Annotated in this window: 15 protein-coding genes and 1 pseudogene; 7 read left to right on the forward strand and 9 right to left on the reverse strand. The window is 47.0% G+C overall.

Translation table 11 applies throughout. The features are described 5' to 3' along the window. Window positions 1-12: 12 nt before the first annotated feature. The 3 genes from cgtA to rplU all read right to left on the reverse strand — a co-directional run bounded on the left by cgtA (window position 13) and on the right by rplU (window position 1,975). Window positions 13-1,179, reverse strand: coding sequence for an Obg family GTPase CgtA (gene cgtA, locus MJO46_RS07640; RefSeq protein ID WP_198782518.1), 1,167 nt, complete (start codon window positions 1,177-1,179; stop codon window positions 13-15). Window positions 1,180-1,394: 215 nt separating this feature from the next. Continuing rightward, a complete protein-coding gene (gene rpmA, locus MJO46_RS07645; RefSeq protein WP_007650346.1) occupies window positions 1,395-1,649 on the reverse strand; it encodes a 50S ribosomal protein L27 in 255 nt (84 codons plus the stop codon). 14 nt (window positions 1,650-1,663) lie between these two features. Further along, the gene (gene rplU / locus MJO46_RS07650; protein ID WP_007650348.1) at window positions 1,664-1,975 is read right to left on the reverse strand and encodes a 50S ribosomal protein L21; all 312 of its coding nucleotides are present in this window, start codon (window positions 1,973-1,975) and stop codon (window positions 1,664-1,666) included. A 274-nt stretch (window positions 1,976-2,249) separates the two neighbouring features. Between rplU and ispB the strand changes: the two genes are divergently transcribed. Beyond that, window positions 2,250-3,221 carry an octaprenyl diphosphate synthase gene (gene ispB / locus MJO46_RS07655; protein WP_253988893.1) on the forward strand — a complete coding sequence of 324 codons (972 nt, stop codon included), beginning with the start codon at window positions 2,250-2,252 and terminating at the stop codon, window positions 3,219-3,221. A 74-nt stretch (window positions 3,222-3,295) separates the two neighbouring features. Here the strand turns inward: ispB and ung are convergent, their stop codons facing one another. After that, on the reverse strand, window positions 3,296-3,961 hold the full coding sequence (gene ung, locus MJO46_RS07660) for a uracil-DNA glycosylase (RefSeq protein WP_253988808.1): 666 nt from the start codon (window positions 3,959-3,961) through the stop codon (window positions 3,296-3,298). 170 nt (window positions 3,962-4,131) lie between these two features. On the opposite strand from ung, the gene MJO46_RS07665 reads away from it, so the two are divergent. Next, a complete protein-coding gene (locus MJO46_RS07665; RefSeq protein WP_253988809.1) occupies window positions 4,132-4,686 on the forward strand; it encodes a type II secretion system protein in 555 nt (184 codons plus the stop codon). A 75-nt stretch (window positions 4,687-4,761) separates the two neighbouring features. Then, window positions 4,762-5,085, forward strand: a complete 324-nt coding sequence (locus MJO46_RS07670; protein WP_253988810.1) for a DUF3144 domain-containing protein — start codon at window positions 4,762-4,764, stop codon at window positions 5,083-5,085. A 117-nt stretch (window positions 5,086-5,202) separates the two neighbouring features. Here the strand turns inward: MJO46_RS07670 and MJO46_RS07675 are convergent, their stop codons facing one another. Then, window positions 5,203-5,817: a LysE family translocator gene (locus tag MJO46_RS07675; RefSeq protein WP_253988811.1), complete on the reverse strand. Its 615-nt coding sequence runs from the start codon at window positions 5,815-5,817 to the stop codon at window positions 5,203-5,205. 348 nt (window positions 5,818-6,165) lie between these two features. Between MJO46_RS07675 and MJO46_RS07680 the strand changes: the two are divergent. The 4 genes and pseudogenes from MJO46_RS07680 (at window position 6,166) to MJO46_RS07695 (ending at window position 12,222) form a co-directional block, all read left to right on the forward strand. After that, window positions 6,166-6,711, forward strand: a pseudogene (locus MJO46_RS07680) (thioredoxin family protein). Window positions 6,712-7,159: 448 nt separating this feature from the next. Beyond that, the gene (locus MJO46_RS07685; RefSeq protein ID WP_253988812.1) at window positions 7,160-8,626 is read left to right on the forward strand and encodes a sigma-54-dependent Fis family transcriptional regulator; all 1,467 of its coding nucleotides are present in this window, start codon (window positions 7,160-7,162) and stop codon (window positions 8,624-8,626) included. A 159-nt stretch (window positions 8,627-8,785) separates the two neighbouring features. Further along, entirely contained in the window at window positions 8,786-10,234 is a 1,449-nt protein-coding gene (gene ccoG / locus MJO46_RS07690; protein ID WP_253988813.1) for a cytochrome c oxidase accessory protein CcoG, read from the forward strand. Window positions 10,235-10,626: 392 nt separating this feature from the next. After that, window positions 10,627-12,222 carry an AMP-binding protein gene (locus MJO46_RS07695; RefSeq protein WP_253988814.1) on the forward strand — a complete coding sequence of 532 codons (1,596 nt, stop codon included), beginning with the start codon at window positions 10,627-10,629 and terminating at the stop codon, window positions 12,220-12,222. A 71-nt stretch (window positions 12,223-12,293) separates the two neighbouring features. On the opposite strand, the gene MJO46_RS07700 is transcribed toward MJO46_RS07695, so the two are convergent. The 4 genes from MJO46_RS07700 to MJO46_RS07715 all read right to left on the reverse strand — a co-directional run bounded on the left by MJO46_RS07700 (window position 12,294) and on the right by MJO46_RS07715 (window position 17,653). Beyond that, a complete protein-coding gene (locus MJO46_RS07700; protein ID WP_253988815.1) occupies window positions 12,294-14,162 on the reverse strand; it encodes an ABC transporter transmembrane domain-containing protein in 1,869 nt (622 codons plus the stop codon). Window positions 14,163-14,342: 180 nt separating this feature from the next. Beyond that, window positions 14,343-14,900, reverse strand: coding sequence for a heme utilization protein HutZ (gene hutZ, locus MJO46_RS07705; RefSeq protein WP_253988816.1), 558 nt, complete (start codon window positions 14,898-14,900; stop codon window positions 14,343-14,345). Window positions 14,901-14,951: 51 nt separating this feature from the next. Further along, complete coding sequence (hutX, locus tag MJO46_RS07710; protein WP_253988817.1) at window positions 14,952-15,530, reverse strand: heme utilization cystosolic carrier protein HutX; 579 nt, start codon at window positions 15,528-15,530, stop codon at window positions 14,952-14,954. Between the two features lie 23 nt (window positions 15,531-15,553). Next, complete coding sequence (locus MJO46_RS07715) at window positions 15,554-17,653, reverse strand: TonB-dependent hemoglobin/transferrin/lactoferrin family receptor (protein WP_253988818.1); 2,100 nt, start codon at window positions 17,651-17,653, stop codon at window positions 15,554-15,556. Window positions 17,654-17,898 lie beyond the last annotated feature (245 nt).

The following is a 17,898-nucleotide window of genomic DNA, read 5'->3' on the forward strand; positions in this document are numbered from 1 at the left end:
AAGACATGAGTATTATCTTTGGTAGATCACTTCTACATCGTAGTCGTCATCATCAAAGTCGTCATCGAAATCATCATCATAATCTTCATTAATGGAATCAAGATTGGCTTGATGATAATTATCCCACTTGAACTCGACTTCATCATCAGGATTAACTTCATTGTCTTCAGGTGGAAGACTCATAATATAATCCAGTAACTTCAAGGCTAGCTCTTTGGTGCCTTCGCGGTTATAGGCGGAGATAGTATAAACATCGCCTTCCCACTCTAGCTCTTTAACGATGCGCTCAACCTTCTCTTGCAGCTCTTCTTCGAGCAGCAGATCGGTTTTGTTAAAGACCAACCAACGCGGTTTACTCGCCAATTTAGGGGAGTACTTTTCAAGCTCACCCACAATGGCACGCGCCGATTCAACCGGATCGGTTCCATCGATGGGTTCGATATCAATGATATGCAGTAAAATGCGGCAACGCTCAAGATGCTTTAAGAAGCGAATACCTAAACCCGCACCTTCGGCTGCACCTTCGATCAAACCAGGAATATCGGCGATCACAAAGCTTTGACCAGGGCGAGGGTTAACCACACCTAAATTGGGGACCAAAGTCGTGAAGGGATAATCGGCAACTTTAGGCGTAGCACGGGACACTGCACGAATAAAGGTCGATTTACCCGCATTAGGCATACCGAGCAAGCCCACATCGGCGAGCAGTAATAGCTCAAGCTTCAAGCTACGGACTTCACCGGGTGTACCTAAGGTCTTTTGCCGCGGGGCACGGTTGGTACTGCTCTTAAAACGAGTATTACCTAAACCATGGAAACCGCCCTTAGCCACTAAGAGTTTTTGGCCATGGGTGGTCAAATCACCGAGCACTTCCTCAGTATCATGGTCAATGGCACGGGTTCCCACAGGGACTTTTAAGATCAAATCTTTACCGCTGTGACCAGTACAATCACGGCCTCGACCATTTTCACCGCGCTCAGCCATGTGAAAACGCTCGAAGCGGAATTCGATTAAGGTGTTGAAGTTTTCATCGGCCTGCAGATAAACACTGCCGCCATCACCACCATCACCACCATCAGGACCACCATCAGGTACATATTTTTCGCGTCGAAAACTCACGCAACCGCTACCGCCGTCGCCCGCTTCGACCCTAATTACTGCCTCATCGACAAACTTCATACTTACTCCTGGCATCGCTGAATGAGGGAATTATACCGTCTAACTTCATCGGTCGCCAAAAAACTCGAGATACTTTGCTCCCAATCTTACCTGCCAACACCCTCAATCCGGTAATGATTTACCAAATTCACCATTGATGCAGTGTAAATAGAAGCATAAAAAACAGAAAGCCCCACCAATGGCGGGGCTTTAACAGTATAAGCTAGGTTCGAAAATTAAGCTTCGATGCTAATAAACTTACGGTTATTAGGACCTTTAACTTCGAATTTCACTTTACCGTCGGTCAGAGCAAACAGAGTGTGGTCACGACCAATACCCACGTTTACACCAGCGTGGAATTTAGTACCACGTTGACGAACGATAATGTTACCAGCTAGAACTGATTCACCGCCAAAGCGCTTAACACCTAGACGTTTACTTTCTGAATCGCGGCCGTTACGAGTAGAACCGCCAGCTTTTTTATGTGCCATGAGTTAGACTCCTATTATGCGTTGATAGCAGTAATTTTAACTTCAGTGAACCACTGACGGTGGCCCATCTTCTTGTCGTGGTGCTTACGACGACGGAACTTAACGATAGTTACTTTCTCGCCACGACCATGACTTACTACTTCAGCAACGACTTTACCGCCAGCTACTAAAGGAGCACCAACGTGCACAGTTTCACCGTCAGCGATCAATAAAACTTGATCGAATTCAACAGTTGAACCAGTTGCAACTTCTAATTTCTCTAAACGAACTGTGTGGCCTGGGGCTACACGGTGTTGTTTACCACCACTTTGAAAAACAGCGTACATAGCTATTTTACTCCGATATTCCTAACACGCTGGCTCGCACTTTGGGGAGGCAGGGCGCTACAAAAACTTTATTGACAATGGGCGCGGAGTTTACGCGAAGAATCTATTTCTGGCAAGCCCTAATTAGGAAAGAATAAAAAAAGGCCGGAATAACTCGCACATTAGTAGTGCTAGTGCTGTCATATGTCGGAATTTTAGGTAAAATTCATTCTATATAACACGTGAGCCTAAAATAGAGGCCGGGTACGTAATGGCCCCACAACCAGAGTCTATTATGGATTTAAACGCTATTCGTCAACTGGCTGACACTGATATGCAAGCAGTCAATCAGCTGATCTATAAACAGCTTGAATCAGATGTCGCCCTGATTAACCAGCTAGGTTTTTACATTATCAATGGTGGTGGTAAGCGTCTTCGTCCTCTGCTGTCGGTACTCGCTGCCCGCGCAGTGAATTACGAAGGCGAAGCGCATTTAAAACTCGCTGCCATTATTGAGTTTATTCACACTGCATCTTTATTACATGATGATGTGGTCGATGAATCAACCCTAAGACGTGGCCGTGAAACCGCCAATGCCTTATTTGGCAATAGCGCCAGCGTTTTGGTTGGCGACTTCCTGTATACCCGTTCATTCCAGATGATGACCGAACTCGATAGCATGCGAGTACTGCGGGTATTAGCCGATACCACCAACGTACTGGCGGAAGGTGAAGTGTTGCAGTTAATGAATTGCAACGATCCTGACACCACTGAAGCTAGCTATATGCGGGTGATTTACTGCAAAACGGCCAAGTTATTTGAAGCGGCCACTCTGCTTGCGGGCGTGTTGGCGGGTGCAACACCAGAGCAAGAAACCGCCTTAGGCGACTACGGTAAATATTTAGGGACCGCCTTCCAGCTAACCGATGATTTACTCGATTACACCGCCGATAGTGAAGAGCTAGGTAAAAATATTGGCGACGATCTGGCCGAAGGTAAGCCAACGCTGCCACTTATCTATGCTATTGCCCATGGTACAGACGAAGAGAAACAGCTTATCCGCCACGCTATCGAGCAGGGTGATGGTACCCAAGCGATAGATAAAATTGTGGCTGCATTACATCACTGCGGCGCATTAACTTATACTCAGCAAAAAGCCATTGAAGAATCTGAAAAGGCCATTGCGGCACTCGCCGTATTACCGGACACTGATTTCAAAGAGGCGTTAGTTTCCCTCGCCAAGATATCGGTTGATCGTAATCATTAATCAACACGCTTTAGCTTAGTCACATAAAAAGGCCTTGCTGAGCAAGGCCTTTTTATTAGCTTGTTTTTTGGCGTTTAAACTTGCCACTCAATGGGCGCTTCTCCCCTGGCAGCCAGCAACTGATTCACTTTAGAAAAATGGCCACAGCCAAAAAAGCCACGGTAGGCGGATAATGGTGATGGGTGCGGCCCCGATAACAGTTGGTGCTGAGGCGCAGTGATCACTTTGCCTTTTTTTATCGCATGACTTCCCCAGAGCACGAAAATAATCGGCCGTTCCTGCGCATTAAGCAGCTTTAACGCTTCAGTCGTAAAAATTTCCCAGCCCGCATTGGCATGGGAATGGGCTTGGCCCTGCTCAACGGTTAATACCGTATTGAGCATTAAGATCCCCTGCTGTGCCCATTGGGTTAAATCACCATGGTTGGGAATGTGAAACCCGGGAATATCATTGGCCAATTCTTTGTACATATTAGCGAGTGACGGTGGCGGTTTAATGCCTCGTTTCACCGAGAAACACAGACCGTGGGCTTGATTAGGGCCGTGGTAAGGGTCTTGACCAATCAGCACCACTCGCACATTTTCTAAGGGTGTTGTTTTAAATGCATTAAACACATCTTCCTTGGGAGGGTAGATCACTTTACCCAATTGCCGCTCTTGATTTACAAATGCAATAAGCTGCTGGTAATAGGGTTGTGCGCGTTGATTTTCAATAAAATCATGCCAAGTCGAAAGAGTCACAGTTATCATCCTCAAATTACAATGTGCCTAGCTTAAAAGTCAGTGGCGACAATGACAAGCCAAGCGTTATTTTAGTGTGCGTTCTCAATCAATAAGAGATGATTTTGATTTAAAAACAACAAGATTAAGTGCTATAGTGCCGCCAACTCTATATTGTCAATTTGTATCGTATGTCCACTCAAAAATTGAGCCAGCAGTATCAATCGGGTTTCACCTTAATTGAACTCGTAGTGGTGATCATAGTCCTCGGCATTTTGGCCGTTGTTGCTTTACCTAAATTTATCAATGTGCAGCAGGATGCTCAAATCTCGACAGTAAAAGCCACAGGTGGCAGCTTTAAATCGGGAATAAATTTGGCACACTCAGTCTGGGCTGTAAAAGTCGGCTCTGGCCCTAAAGAAGATTTACCCGTATTTGGCACAGCGCAATCCGAACAAGTCGATTTCAACAGTTTTGGCTGGCCTGCACAGCATTATATTCACGGGAATGAAGCCTCACCCGCTTTGGACAATGTAGAAGATTGCATCTCAGTATGGGAAGTGCTATTCCAAAACGCCCAGCCCAGCGTCTCACGCCTTAATGAGGATGTCGCAGAAACCGACTACAAAGCCAGCTATATCAGCCCAAATCAATGCACTTACTTTTACCGGGCCAATGACAAACTGTCAGTCTATTACGACTCTAGAACGGGCACTGTAACAACCGACCTAGATCCCAATAGTTGATACTTAACGATTCCTTCTTAGGTTAATTAAGATAGAATCGTCCATCAGCATGTATTAATTTTCAGAGTGAGCACTATGACAGACGCGAGCAACACCACCATTTTTGAACTTGCCGATCAATTTATTGCCTTAGCCAACCAACTAAGCCAGCAGGAAGGAGATGTGGGTAAAGTCGGCACTGCACTGCGTTTTGCGGCGGCGCGTTTTAATGCCTTCGAGGCGGCAATCAAATCTGCAGATTTAGGCGCAGAAAAAGACAGTGCCCTAGAATGGTTTAGCGGTGAATACCGCGAAATGCTCAATGATAATCTGGAAGACCATATCGCCAACCCACCCGTGATGCAGGATACATCGGCTAATGCAGTCAACGATGATTCAGTACAAATGTTTAAGGGTTGATCGTTAAAGACTTGCCCTTAAAGGCAGAACCTGCGCTAAAGGCCAATCAACGCCTGCCAATATCCCATAAAAAACGCCATCCTCTGATGGCGTTTTTTATGGGATATTGGCAATAACTTAGAGGGTATACACCACTCGTATTGCGAGCAGGATCAGTACCACACCAGAGAGTTTATCGATAAGCCCCGCTTTTTCCCGCAATTTAGGCAATACACTCGAGTGGGATAAAACTAACGCTATTAAGGTATACCAAAGCCCATCGACTACTAGGGGCGTTAACACTATAAGTGCTTGTCCAGTAAAACTATCTGCCACCATCACAAACTGGCTAAATAAGGCTAAAAAGAACAGCATAATCTTCGGATTAAACAGCGAAATAGCAATGCCATCACGGGCGGCTGTCAGCGTATCCGAGGCTTCTCCTGCGGCAAGTTTTGCCTGCATTCCACCGTTTGAGCGCAGGGCTTGGATCCCCATCCACGCCAGATATAAAGCGCCGAGAATAGCGATGCCATTAAAGACTAAGGGCGCCTTTTTAAGAACTACGGCCAAGCCTAGTAATGTCACCAGCGCATAAATCCCAATACCTATCGAATGGGCCCAAGCGCAGACTATGCCCTTGCCCCGCCCACCACCTAAGGTATGGCGCACTACCATAGCTAAACTCGGTCCGGGTGACATAGCCCCCAGACAACAAATAGCCAATAACCCTAACCAAGTACTAAAACTCATCCATATGCCTTTAAGAAATAAAAGTGCCTTTAAGGAATAAAAAGGCCCTCCACTGGGCCTTAAACTAGGTTGCTATTCTAACATCGCCCCATCGAAGCGTTAACTCTAATCGGCGCAGCCTGTGGTCAATAGCGCTATTGTGGATGATAAAAATCCGGAGTTCTTTATTTTCACGCTGTACCTACCCAAGCTTACAAAGAGTGCGCGATAGGCGTAAAAACACAATTGCAACTGAAAGAGTCAAAGGACTGATGGGCGCTCATCTGCGAATAGTCAGATAAATTCACGCAGATTTAAGCTGTTAGCGACTAAGATAGCGCTTAGGCTATGGCAATTCTATGGACATTTATGGGCACTATCACTCTTATCAGTCTGGTTATTCTCTGCTTATTACTGGGCGCAATTCTATTACTGCTATGGCAGCGACAAAAAGGCAAAGCCATTCCCCTAGCCGTGGTGTTTGTGTTGGGATTTTTTGCCCTAGGGTTCGGCGCTATCATTGGATTTGTAAATAAAGGCGAGGATTATCAAGCCTATCAAAAACTAAAATAGCACAGCCTAGCGCCGGAGAAAATCGCCCCCCTGGTTGCCCAAGGCTATACAGTGTTTGTCGATATCACCTCTGATTGGTGCACTATTTGTCAAACCAATAAAGCTGAAGTGACCCACAGGGAACAAATTGTCAATGCCTTGATGGCCGACAACATTATCCTGATGCAAGGCAACTGGAGTGAGGCCAACAAAACGATAGAGAACTATATGCGCCATGAGGGTATCCCTGGCACACCCTACAATAAAGTTTATGGCCCGGCAGCCCCCAATGGCATAGTGCTCCCCGCCAAACTCACCATTGCCGACGTGCTCAATGCCATCGCTGCGGCAAAAGTTGGCTAACTTGCAATAAAAAAGGCTGCAGGGCAGCCTTTTTTGCACACTTCAAATCAGTAGAAAGCGATATTCAGGAAAGGTGGGCAGAAATCACTTTATACTCTTATACAAATCAAACCCCATAGCTCTTAAAAAACTTTAATAAGCAACATGTTATTTATCATAAACACCTCTTTACTTCATCGCCCCCATTTAAGAACAGGTGTTATTGTTAATTTCAACTTAGCAGAAGCATCTATGAAACATTTTTATAACAATTTAATACTATTAGCCAGCACTAAATACAACTTTCAAAGGTAAAAAATACAAACCCTTTATTATCAATAAATTAAATTGGTATCAGTAGTTTTCTATAAACAGTCAAATTGCCAGCCTACAATGCCATTCGCGATATATCGCGACACTTTTAAACACGTTATACTTTAGCTATTCATTCGCATTCAAGGCCAGATGAATGACTAAGAGCACATTAGCTGAAACATCACTGGATAAACATTTTCTGCCAGAGAACCAATTACTGCTCAACGCCGTAGGTGAAGGTATTTATGGTTTTGATTTAAATGGAAATGCAGTCTTTATCAATCCGGCAGCCGAGCGCATGACAGGCTGGAAAAATGAGGAGTTACTGGGTAAAAACATTCACAACTGCCACCACCATAGCCATGCCGATGGCAGCCATTATCCCCAAGAGGATTGTCCGATTTACAACACCTTGAAGGATGGCATCACCCGTGAAATTACCCATGATGTGTTTTGGCGTAAAGATGGCAGCAGTTTTCCCGTACATTACAGTTCAACCCCAGTTTATCGTGATAATAAACTCATTGGCGTAGTCGCGATATTTCGTGACATTAGCATTCAAAAACAAACCGAGCAGTCACTACGTCAAGCTCTAGCCCAAGTACAGGCACTCTCAGAGCGACTCGCCTCTGAGAATCATTATCTACAAGCAGAGTTGGCAGACAAAACGGGTGATGTGGATATTTCAGGCAATAGTGCCGTCATTCGCCATATGATCCAGCAGTTACATATGGTGGCCAACACCGACAGTACTGTATTGATTTGTGGCGAAAATGGCACAGGAAAAGAGTTAGTAGCCAGAAACTTACATCAACTGAGTCGCCGTAAAGATAAGCCGATGATCAGTGTTAACTGCGCCGCATTTTCGGCATCCTTACTGGAAAGCGAGCTCTTTGGCCATGAGAAAGGGGCATTTACCGGCGCCACCAGTCGCCGCAAAGGTCGCTTCGAGCTGGCCCACCAAGGCACCTTGTTCCTCGATGAAGTGGCCGAATTACGTTTGGAGGCGCAATCTAAGTTGCTTCGAGTCATCCAAGAACAATCCTTCGAACGCCTCGGAGGCAGCGAAACCATCCAAGTGGATATTCGCTTAGTCGCCGCTAGCCACCATGATCTGCTCAAGCGGGTCGAACAGGGATTATTTCGAATGGATCTCTACTACCGCTTGAATGTATTCCCAATTCAAGTGCCGCCGCTACGCTCTAGGCTCGATGATATCCCCGAACTCGTCAGCCATATACTGCACTCCCTTAATCGCAAGCTGGGCAAAAAGCTCCGCGGCGTGAGTCAAAAAGGCCTGCAAAAACTGATGGCTTACAGTTGGCCGGGCAATGTGCGCGAACTACAAAATATCCTCGAGCGAGAGGCCATTTTATCCCAAACGGATATTTTACAAATCCATGCCATGCCCACAAATCACCTACAGACTCAAAGCACCGCCTCACCATTACAAACCTTGGCCGAGGCTGAAGCGCAGCATATTGAACAAACATTAAAGCAGCTGAACTGGCGTATTTCTGGCTCCAATGGTGCGGCCAATGTACTCGGCGTCCCCCCAAGTACGCTCAGATCGCGGATGAAGAAGCTAGGGATTACACGTCAAACCACTAATGATGAATAGTCTCAAAAACGCGATATATCGCCAATTAGCGATATATCGCGACAACAACTAAATCAAAGTTAGATTTAATCATTAAATATCAATATTTTAAATGATGTTCATCTTGGCCTAACGCTTGCTATAGGGAGCCTAATCTTATTTAAGCCGTTAGGACAGCATATGCCCAAGAGTGACCCCCTACAGAGTGAGAACGCAAAACGCCCCTCTGCCGAACAATTTATCCCCGTTAAAAATATCCAGGCTGGTGATATGCCAGCACCGAAAAACAGTGGCCAGATCCATTTCCGTGAACAGAAGGGTTATTTTCAACGCCTTAGAACCACAATGAACAGCCTGTTAGTGCTGCTATTTTTTGCATTGCCATTTATATCCATCGATGGCCGCCAAGCGATACTCTTAGATGTGGACAAACAGCAATTCTTCTTTTTTGGGATCACACTCTGGCCACAGGACTTTACCCTGCTAGCGTGGATTTTTATTGCTGCCGCCTTCGGCCTGTTCTTTATCACAGTATTCTGGGGCCGAGTCTGGTGCGGATACCTTTGCCCGCAAACCGCATGGACCTTTATTTTTGTGTGGATAGAGGCCCGTATCGAAGGCAACAGCAATAAGAGAAAACAACTCGACAAAGCACCTTGGTCTGGCAGTAAAATCGGCAAACGCAGTGCAAAGCACTTACTCTGGGGGCTCGCCGCCCTGCTCACGGGCTGTGGTTTTATTAGTTATTTTATTCCTGCCCGCGAACTCTATCTGGAGATATTCACCGGCAATGCCAGTTTCTGGGTCACGGCTTGGGTGTGGTTTTTCGCCCTTTGCACTTACCTCAATGCGGGTTGGATGCGTGAGCAAATGTGCTTACACTGCTGCCCATATTCACGTTTTCAAGCCGTGATGTTCGATGCCAATACTAAAACCGTCACCTATGATGCACAGCGCGGTGAGACCCGTGGCCCCCGTAAACGTAAACAAGAAACTCATCCCAGTGAGCATGGGCTAGGTGATTGTGTTGACTGCAATTTATGTGTGGAAGTTTGCCCAACAGGCATAGATATTCGCAATGGCTTGCAATATGAGTGCATCAACTGCGGTGCCTGTGTCGATGCCTGCAATGAAACTATGTTGAAGTTCGATTACCCACAAAATCTGATTGGTTATATCAGCGAAAACGAGCTAAAGGGGGTTTTCCATTCCTATTGGCGTTCACCGCGTTTTATCGGTTATGGTTCAGCCGTGATCATAATGCTGGTTGTTATAGGCTTAGACTTAACGAACCGCAGTGAAATTCAACTTAACGTTATTCGTGATCGCCAGAGTCTCTATCGCGAAACGGCGGATAATAAAGTCGAAAATACCTATCAACTAAAAATTCGTAATAAGACGCAGCAAACCAAGCAGTATCAAGTCGCAGTGCTGAGTGAAATGCCCTTTAGCCTTATTGCCGAACCTATTATTACCTTGGCCGCGGGCGAGCAGTCTGAGTATCCAGTAACAGTATTGGCGGATAAGGCGGCGGTTCCCTCTGGGCGGAAAATAATCCAATTTTCAGTGACGGATATTCAGGAACCAAAGCAACAGGTTAGCCAAGAAACAGGATTTTTTAGCCCCTAGTACTAGCTCCAAACAATCCACATTAACCTTAATCGGCGCTTAGGGAATAAACCCAAGCGCCGTAAACCTAAGCTCTATAAACTCAAGCTTCATAAACTCAAGTGTTAATTTAACTCAGCATTAACTTAGTATCTGCACTGTTCCTATAAACCCCCCCCGTAAAACCGCGGCGAATCCCACTTAACAACACATCAAAAAGCTCAAACTTAAGCTATAGTTAAGCCCAGAGCTTTAGAGTAAAAAGGCTATTTGTTACAAAAAGATACCATTATTGGCATAGTGAATTTTTTCACGATAAACATTGACCTCTAGTCCCAACAGCCTCTAATCTAAACATCTGTTTAATTCCAAAATAATAACAATTAATAAACATCATTTTGAGGTAGTTCAGCATGGCATACGATCAAGACTCCCAACTCAAACTCAACTACTCATCACTCGTCGATCTGATCGAGAAAACCAGTCTGCGTTATGGCGATAAACCCGCCTATGCCTGCCTTGGTAAATCCAGCAGCTTTAATGAGATAGAACGCGATTCGCGTTACTTTGCTGCCTATTTACAGAATAAAACCAACCTAAAACCCGGGGATCGTATTGCCATTCAATTGCCCAATATCACCCAATTTGTCATCGCGGCCTACGGCGCACTCAGGGCGGGCCTTATCCTAGTTAACACTAACCCACTCTATACAGAGCGTGAGCTTATCCATCAATTCAATGATTCTGGGGCTAAAGCCTTAGTCGTGTTATCCGATCTATTACCCACCCTCGCTAAGGTCATCGACAGCACAACTATAGAGCTCGTTATCTCAACCCACCCGCTGGATTTGATCGATCCACATGTACAACCTAAAACGGGCCTTAAGAATGTGGAATTTTGTCAGATCTTAAAACAAGGGGCCGAACTGCCCTTCACCCGTTTAACCCCTAAGCTCGATGACCTCTCAGCCCTGCAATACACAGGGGGCACAACTGGGTTATCCAAGGGTGCCATGTTGACCCATGGTAATATGCTTGCCAATGCCGCGCAGGTGAAATCCCGCATTGGCAGTGTGATCACCGAAGGTGAGGATATCTTTGTAGCCCCGCTGCCGATTTACCATATTTACGCTTTTATGGTGAATTTAGTGCTGTATTTCGAGTGTGGCGGTTGCTCGGTGTTAATTCCAAATCCGCGAGACATTGGCGGCCTAGTTAAAACCCTTGCCAAATATCCCTTCACTGGATTTGCAGGCCTCAATACCCTGTTTGTCGCCCTATGCCACCAACCCGAATTTAAGGCATTGGACTTTAGCCACTTAAAAATCACTATCTCTGGCGGCACTGCACTCACGGCCGCAGCGGCCAATATTTGGCAACAAACCACGGGCAATATGATCAGCGAAGGTTATGGATTGTCTGAAACCTCACCGGTCATTTCACTCAATGCTCCCGGTTATCAGAAGCTGGGCACTATTGGTAAACCTGTGATTGGCACAGAGGTTAAACTCTTAGATGAAAACGACGTTGAAGTGCCCTTAGGTACGGCAGGGGAACTCGCCGCCCGCGGCCCTCAGGTGATGCTGGGATACTGGAATAATCCGCAGGAAACCGCCAATGTCATGACCGCCGACGGTTTCTTTAAAACCGGGGATATTGCCATTGCAACCGCTGAAGGTTTCCATCAAATTGTTGATCGTAAAAAGGATATGATTATCGTCTCAGGCTTTAACGTCTATCCCAACGAAGTGGAAAATGTCCTCGCTAGCCACCCAAATGTGATCGAATGCGCTGTGGTGGGAGTTAAAGACGAACACTCGGGCGAAGCGGTCAAAGCCTTTATCGTACTCAAGGATAATAACCAAGATCAGCAACAAGCTAAGGAGGCCATTTTGGCCTATTGTCGCGAGCAATTAACGGGTTACAAGATACCTAAAATAATCGAGTTTATGGCCCAATTACCTAAGAGTACTGTCGGTAAAATTCTACGCCGCGAACTTAAAGACTAATGGCACTCGTACCCAGTAAGCGGTTCATTTGAGTTAACTCAGAACCCTAGCTTACTGGGTTTCACTTACGCTCAAGCATTCAAAACGCTGCCTGTGGCCTCTTCGGTCAGTAGCTGTAAATTGGCAAACTCACGGTATAACGCATTGGTTTGCATCAACGCTTGGTGGCGACCGCAGGCAACAATCTCACCCTTGTCGAAGACAAAAATCCTATCGGCATTAATTACCGTCGATAGGCGATGGGCAATAATCAAGGTGGTTTTACCCGCCATCAAGACATCCAGCGCTTGCTTCACTTTTTGCTCGCTCAGGGCATCTAAGGCGCTGGTCGCCTCGTCGAGTAATAAGATGGGTCTGTCGGCTAAAATCGCCCGTGCAATGGCAATCCGCTGTTTTTGCCCACCAGAAAGTCGCACGCCACGCTCGCCTAAATAGGTTTGATAACCCTCAGTAAATTCGCTAATAAACTCATGGGCACGGGCCGCAACACAGGCATCTATCACCTCCTGCTCGGTCGCATCGACGCGGCCATAACGCACGTTTTCAAGTACGCTGGTCGCAAAGATCACTGAATCCTGCGGCACTAAGGCAAATTGCGCCCTTAGGTCCTGCGGAGTTAAGTTCGCAATATCGATTCCTTCTAATCGAATACTACCAGCGCTAGGCACATAAAAGCGCTGCAACAGCTGGAACAAAGTACTCTTACCCGCGCCACTTGGACCCACTAAGGCAACCCGTTCCCCCGCAGCAATGGCCATATTGAGCTGTTTTAGCACTAAGGCATCCTGCTCTGGATAGGCAAAATTGAGTCCTTCAATGACTAATTCACCACTCACCTTGGCGGGTAAAGTCACAGGATGTGCCGCAAGGGGAATATCCACAGGGGTTTCCGCCAATTCGATTAAACGCTCCGCGGCGCCAGAAGCCCGCTGGATCTCACCTATGACTTCACTAATGGTCGCTACGGCGCCCGCGACCATCACAGCGTAAAACATAAAGGCCGATAATTCACCGCCCGTCATTTTACCCGCCATCACATCGTGGGCACCGACCCAAGTCACCATAGCAATCGCGGCGATACTTAAAAACATCACGGATGAAATCAGCAAAGCACGGTAACGGATGCGACCACTCGCCGCGGACATCACATCTTCGACGCGGGTATTGAATAAGCTACGGTCTTTATCTTCATGGCCATAGGCTTGTACCGTATGGATTTCATGGAGTGTTTCATCGACATAGGCACCGAGATCCGCAACTCTATCTTGGCTTTCCCGTGCTAACACACGTACCTTGCGACCGAAAAAGATCACTGGCCCCAGCACTAAGGGCACAGCCAACAACACCAGCAATGTCATCTTAACGCTGGTTATGCCCATCATCACTAGGCCCCCTATGACTGTCACCCCCGAACGCAGCGCCATGGAAAGGCTAGACCCCACCACGGTTTGTAATAGTGTTGAGTCAGCGGTAAAGCGGGAGATCACTTCCCCTGTGCGCACTTTGGCATAAAAGGCAGGAGAGAGTTTAAGGAGTTGATTATAAACAGTCAGCCGAATATCGGCGCTGACCCGCTCGCCCAACCAAGTCATCAAATAAAAGCGGCAAAACACGGCTGTGCCACTGACGGCGGTAATGACCAGCACTAGGAGGATAATTTCATTAAGCCGCTGCGCGTTATCCCGCACAAAGCCCTCATCGACCATCAAACGCACACCTTGCCCTAGGGACAACCAAGCAAGTGAACCAATCAATAGGAATAGCACTGCCGCGGCGACTTTCCATTTATAGGGTTTAAGAAAGCCTGCAATCCAAGGTAGCACGGCTCTTTGCCGCGCCGAGATAGCCAGACCCTCAGGCAAAGCGCTAGACGAGGGGTTATCCGCCTGTGATGGCGGCATTTTGATGGGTTCGGGTGATTTTACTGTTGGATCGGCCAAGGTGACATCCTTTAGGGGGTAATCGTAAAGCCGCTAACTATGCCGCTTTATGGTTAACATGCGACCTGCTGCGGTTAAATTCAAGGGCTCATGCGGGATGTTACAGAAGAAGGATAAAACAAACCCGCAGCCTGTGCGGGTTTATTTAGCTCGCTTAAATGAGAAACTTAAGTGAAAAACTTAAGCGACTTGCACATTTTCTGGGGTTTTGGGTGTGCCATGGTGACCATCTCGCTGCCAATTTACATCCAGCAATTCGGCGCCAGTTAAGCTAAATGCTTGACCAAACCCCTTAACATAAAGCCCCTTGTGTGGTGCCAGTTTGTAGAGGTTAAAATCGGTCAATGCCGCAAGGTTGTCCGACATTTCCCCAAAGCGCGCCGATAGCACATTGACGCCCTTACTAAAGGCTGGCGTACCGCGGGGAATCGCTTCGGCCACGGCATCAAAGGTCAAGCGCTTACGCGCAAATACTGTTTTTGCTGCGGCTTCATCTTCGACTAACATCACAGAGACCTTAGATGAGTGCTTTAAGTTATGGCCATGGCGGGCAAGATCGCTCACCAAAATGTAAAAACCATCATCGGCCAGTGCAAATGGCGCATAACTCGCATTGGGTTGACCATCTGTACCAATTGTGGCCAGTTGCAGGGTTTCGCGCTGCTGTTTAAAGTCTTCAATTTCGGGTAGCAACTTGTCCTTTAGGCGCTGTTCCTGTTCGGTGATTTCAGGCTTCATTGGTTATATTCCTTAAATACAATATGTTAATGTTTCAATTTAGAGAGCGGCTTATACCGTGGCAAAGGTGGTTGCAAGGGCCTTAAATTGGCTAACCTGTTCAGGGAACAGCGCTCTTTGCTTATCACGGCCCAAATACACTTTGAACACCACCTCACCTTCGCTGCCAAAGAAGTTGATCGAATGGCTCTCGCTTCCCCTAAATGGGCGGCTGATTAAGGCGATACCACGCATCCCCTCTAGTTTGAGGTGGCCATGCAGCCCATCTCCCTTGCTGTAGAGGTTGTAATAACCGTGGGCATATTTCCCCTTAGGAAAATCCCCTTTAAATTCAAATACACTGCCCGAGAGCATGACTATTGTGGTAAGCGTCCCCCACTCGGGTAAGGCTTGCAGTAATGTATCTAGCTGAGTTAAAGGCACAAACACTACTTGCCCCGGCGGCAATGCGGCAACCACTTCCATCTCAGGGAGCCCTAGCTCGCTGGCAAGCTGCGCTGGCATTAAATCGGCTTGTAACTCAAACCTTTGCCTCAGCTCTGCCTGTTTTTCAAGCTGCGCTGGGGGTACATTGGGATTTTTCGGCGCACTGAGTTCGGGATCTGCCCCAGTATCTTGTATCGTCTGCATTCATTTTCTCCTGATGGCTTAGCCTAGAACATATAACGCGCCGATAATTTCATATTACGGCCCGGTTGATACAAGGTTTGCCAGGCCTGCTGATATTGCTCATCACCAATATTTTCAATGGCAAAATCGACTCTCACGCCGGGCATCACACCCATTGTGGGTTCCCATGCAAGGTAGACATCCCAGAGGGTGTAATCACCGTACTCTGCCACGCTATGGCCATCGGGGGTGTTAGACTGCGTTGCCACATAGGTCACCCGTGTGCCCAGTTTCATATCGCCATCCATAATGCCCTGGGATAAATCGACATTAAATTTATTGGCAGGTATGCCTTCGATAGCATCGCCCGTTTGGCGGTCTTCACCATGGGTTTGGCCATAGTTCATCGCTAGGCGAGTCTGGCCTATACGGTAACGCCCGCTCACTTCAAAGCCCGTTAGCTGCGCATCTTCGACATTATTCCACGAAGTTGTTTGCTCAAACCCTGGAATACCATGCCAAGGATTAGACACTTGCTGCACGATAAAATCGTCCACATCGTTGCGGAAGATATTGAACGTTAACGCCAACTCATCGTCGCCGGCGAGATCACTGAAACGCAGATCCGCTTTAATTTCTTTATTCCGTGCGGTTTCAGACTTTAGATCTGGATTGGTCGCAAAGGTGTTACACAGACCCTGGGGTAAAAATCCGGGAATGGGTGGAATACAATAATGGGTGCCGCTGGAAAACATTTCTTCCACCGTTGGTGCTCTAAAGGCTTGATCGTAACGCGCGCTTAGGGTCAACCAAGCTTGGGTCTGCCAAATCAGTCCAAGTGACGGGGATAACTCATTGTCATCGGAGGATAAGTTCAAATTATTACTGTCAGTCTTAAAGCTGTCGTAACGCAATGCTCCATCGAGGCTCAAGGTCTTAGTCAGCGCGATATCGGCCCGGGTAAAAGCGCCCCAAACCTGAGTCTCACCATCGATATTCCCCGGACGCTGACCCTCCTGCCCATTGTCGTCACGAACGGTTTTGATAGTATCGCGGTAGCCATCAACACCGTAGGTCAGCTTAATATTCCCTAACTGCGAGCTGTTATTTAAGTTAACGCCAACGGTGTGATATTCGGTACTATCTAATTGATTTTTAGTGACTCTGTCTTCATCGTAGTCGGTGCTGTTCCAGTACACTTGCACCTTAGTATCTAGATACGGATTGTTGGCAGGATGCAAACTGTAGTTGAGAGTCACGTTTTGATCGTCAGTCTTACGACGCACTAAGGGCACAGAGCTACTCACGGCTGCCGAGGGATTACTGGGCACTAATTCATTAGACTTGTTGACCCTTGCCGATAATTCCAAGCGTGAAGCCTTATCGGCCTGCCAACCAAACTTGGCTAAACCACTGCTGCCTTGGGACGCGCTGTTATTGAGGGTTTCGTCATTGCCGGTGTTGATGTCGTTGGAGTCGTAGTAGGAACCATTAAGCAGCCAGTCGATAGTGGCTTGCTGACCGTAAATGGCGCCACTGGTTTTAGTACGATCGCCATTAGTTTCATAACCTTGCTTAAGATAACCGCCGAAGGTTTCCTCTGGAGCTAAAAAATCCTGCGCCGACTTAGTATTCTGGGCGACAACGCCCCCAAGGGCACCGCTGCCCCACAAGCTACTGGCAGGGCCACGCAACACTTCGATAGACTTGAGTAATTCAGGATCCATAAAATAGGAACCTCTGTGGCCTGAACTGGTATTTTGTCTCGCACCATCAATCGTTTGGAGGACTCTATCACCGCTTAAACCACGGATCTCAACCCCCTGGGATGATGCCCTAGGTCCATTAGTGACATTGATATTGGCCTCATTTTTAAGGGCATCAGCCACGGATGCGGCTTGAGCAACGGTGAGCTGTTCTTCGCCGACGACGGCAACGCTGCGACTGGTTTCCGAGGCTTTTTCGCTTATCCTAGTTGCGCTGACTAACACTTCGTCAAACTCGGTTGCCACGGTTTTGTTACCCGCATCCTGTTGAATAATAGGTGAAACACTCGCCTCTGCCGCTAACGTAAAACTTAACGCCGTAAAACTTAGCGCCGTACCACTCAGTGCCATCGCGATCACTAACGGCTTTTTTCTCATCTCTTCATCCTCAAGTGATAATTTGTAAGCTTAAGCCAATTCAATTGCGCACCACTTTGCCTAGGTATCAAGCTCTCAAAGTAATGCGACTGAATGACTTTGCTGTTTTTTTAAGCGCCCATTCGAGCAATTGAAGGCACTCTACCTGAGACAATTAAATAGATCAAATAGAAATCATTATCATTTGCGATCTTATTTATATTGCAGTATCTTAATTAGCAAAATGGCTTTAAGCGTCGATTGGC

The sequence above is a fragment of the Shewanella sp. KJ2020 genome, from assembly GCF_024197625.1.
Taxonomy (GTDB): Bacteria; Pseudomonadota; Gammaproteobacteria; order Enterobacterales; family Shewanellaceae; genus Shewanella.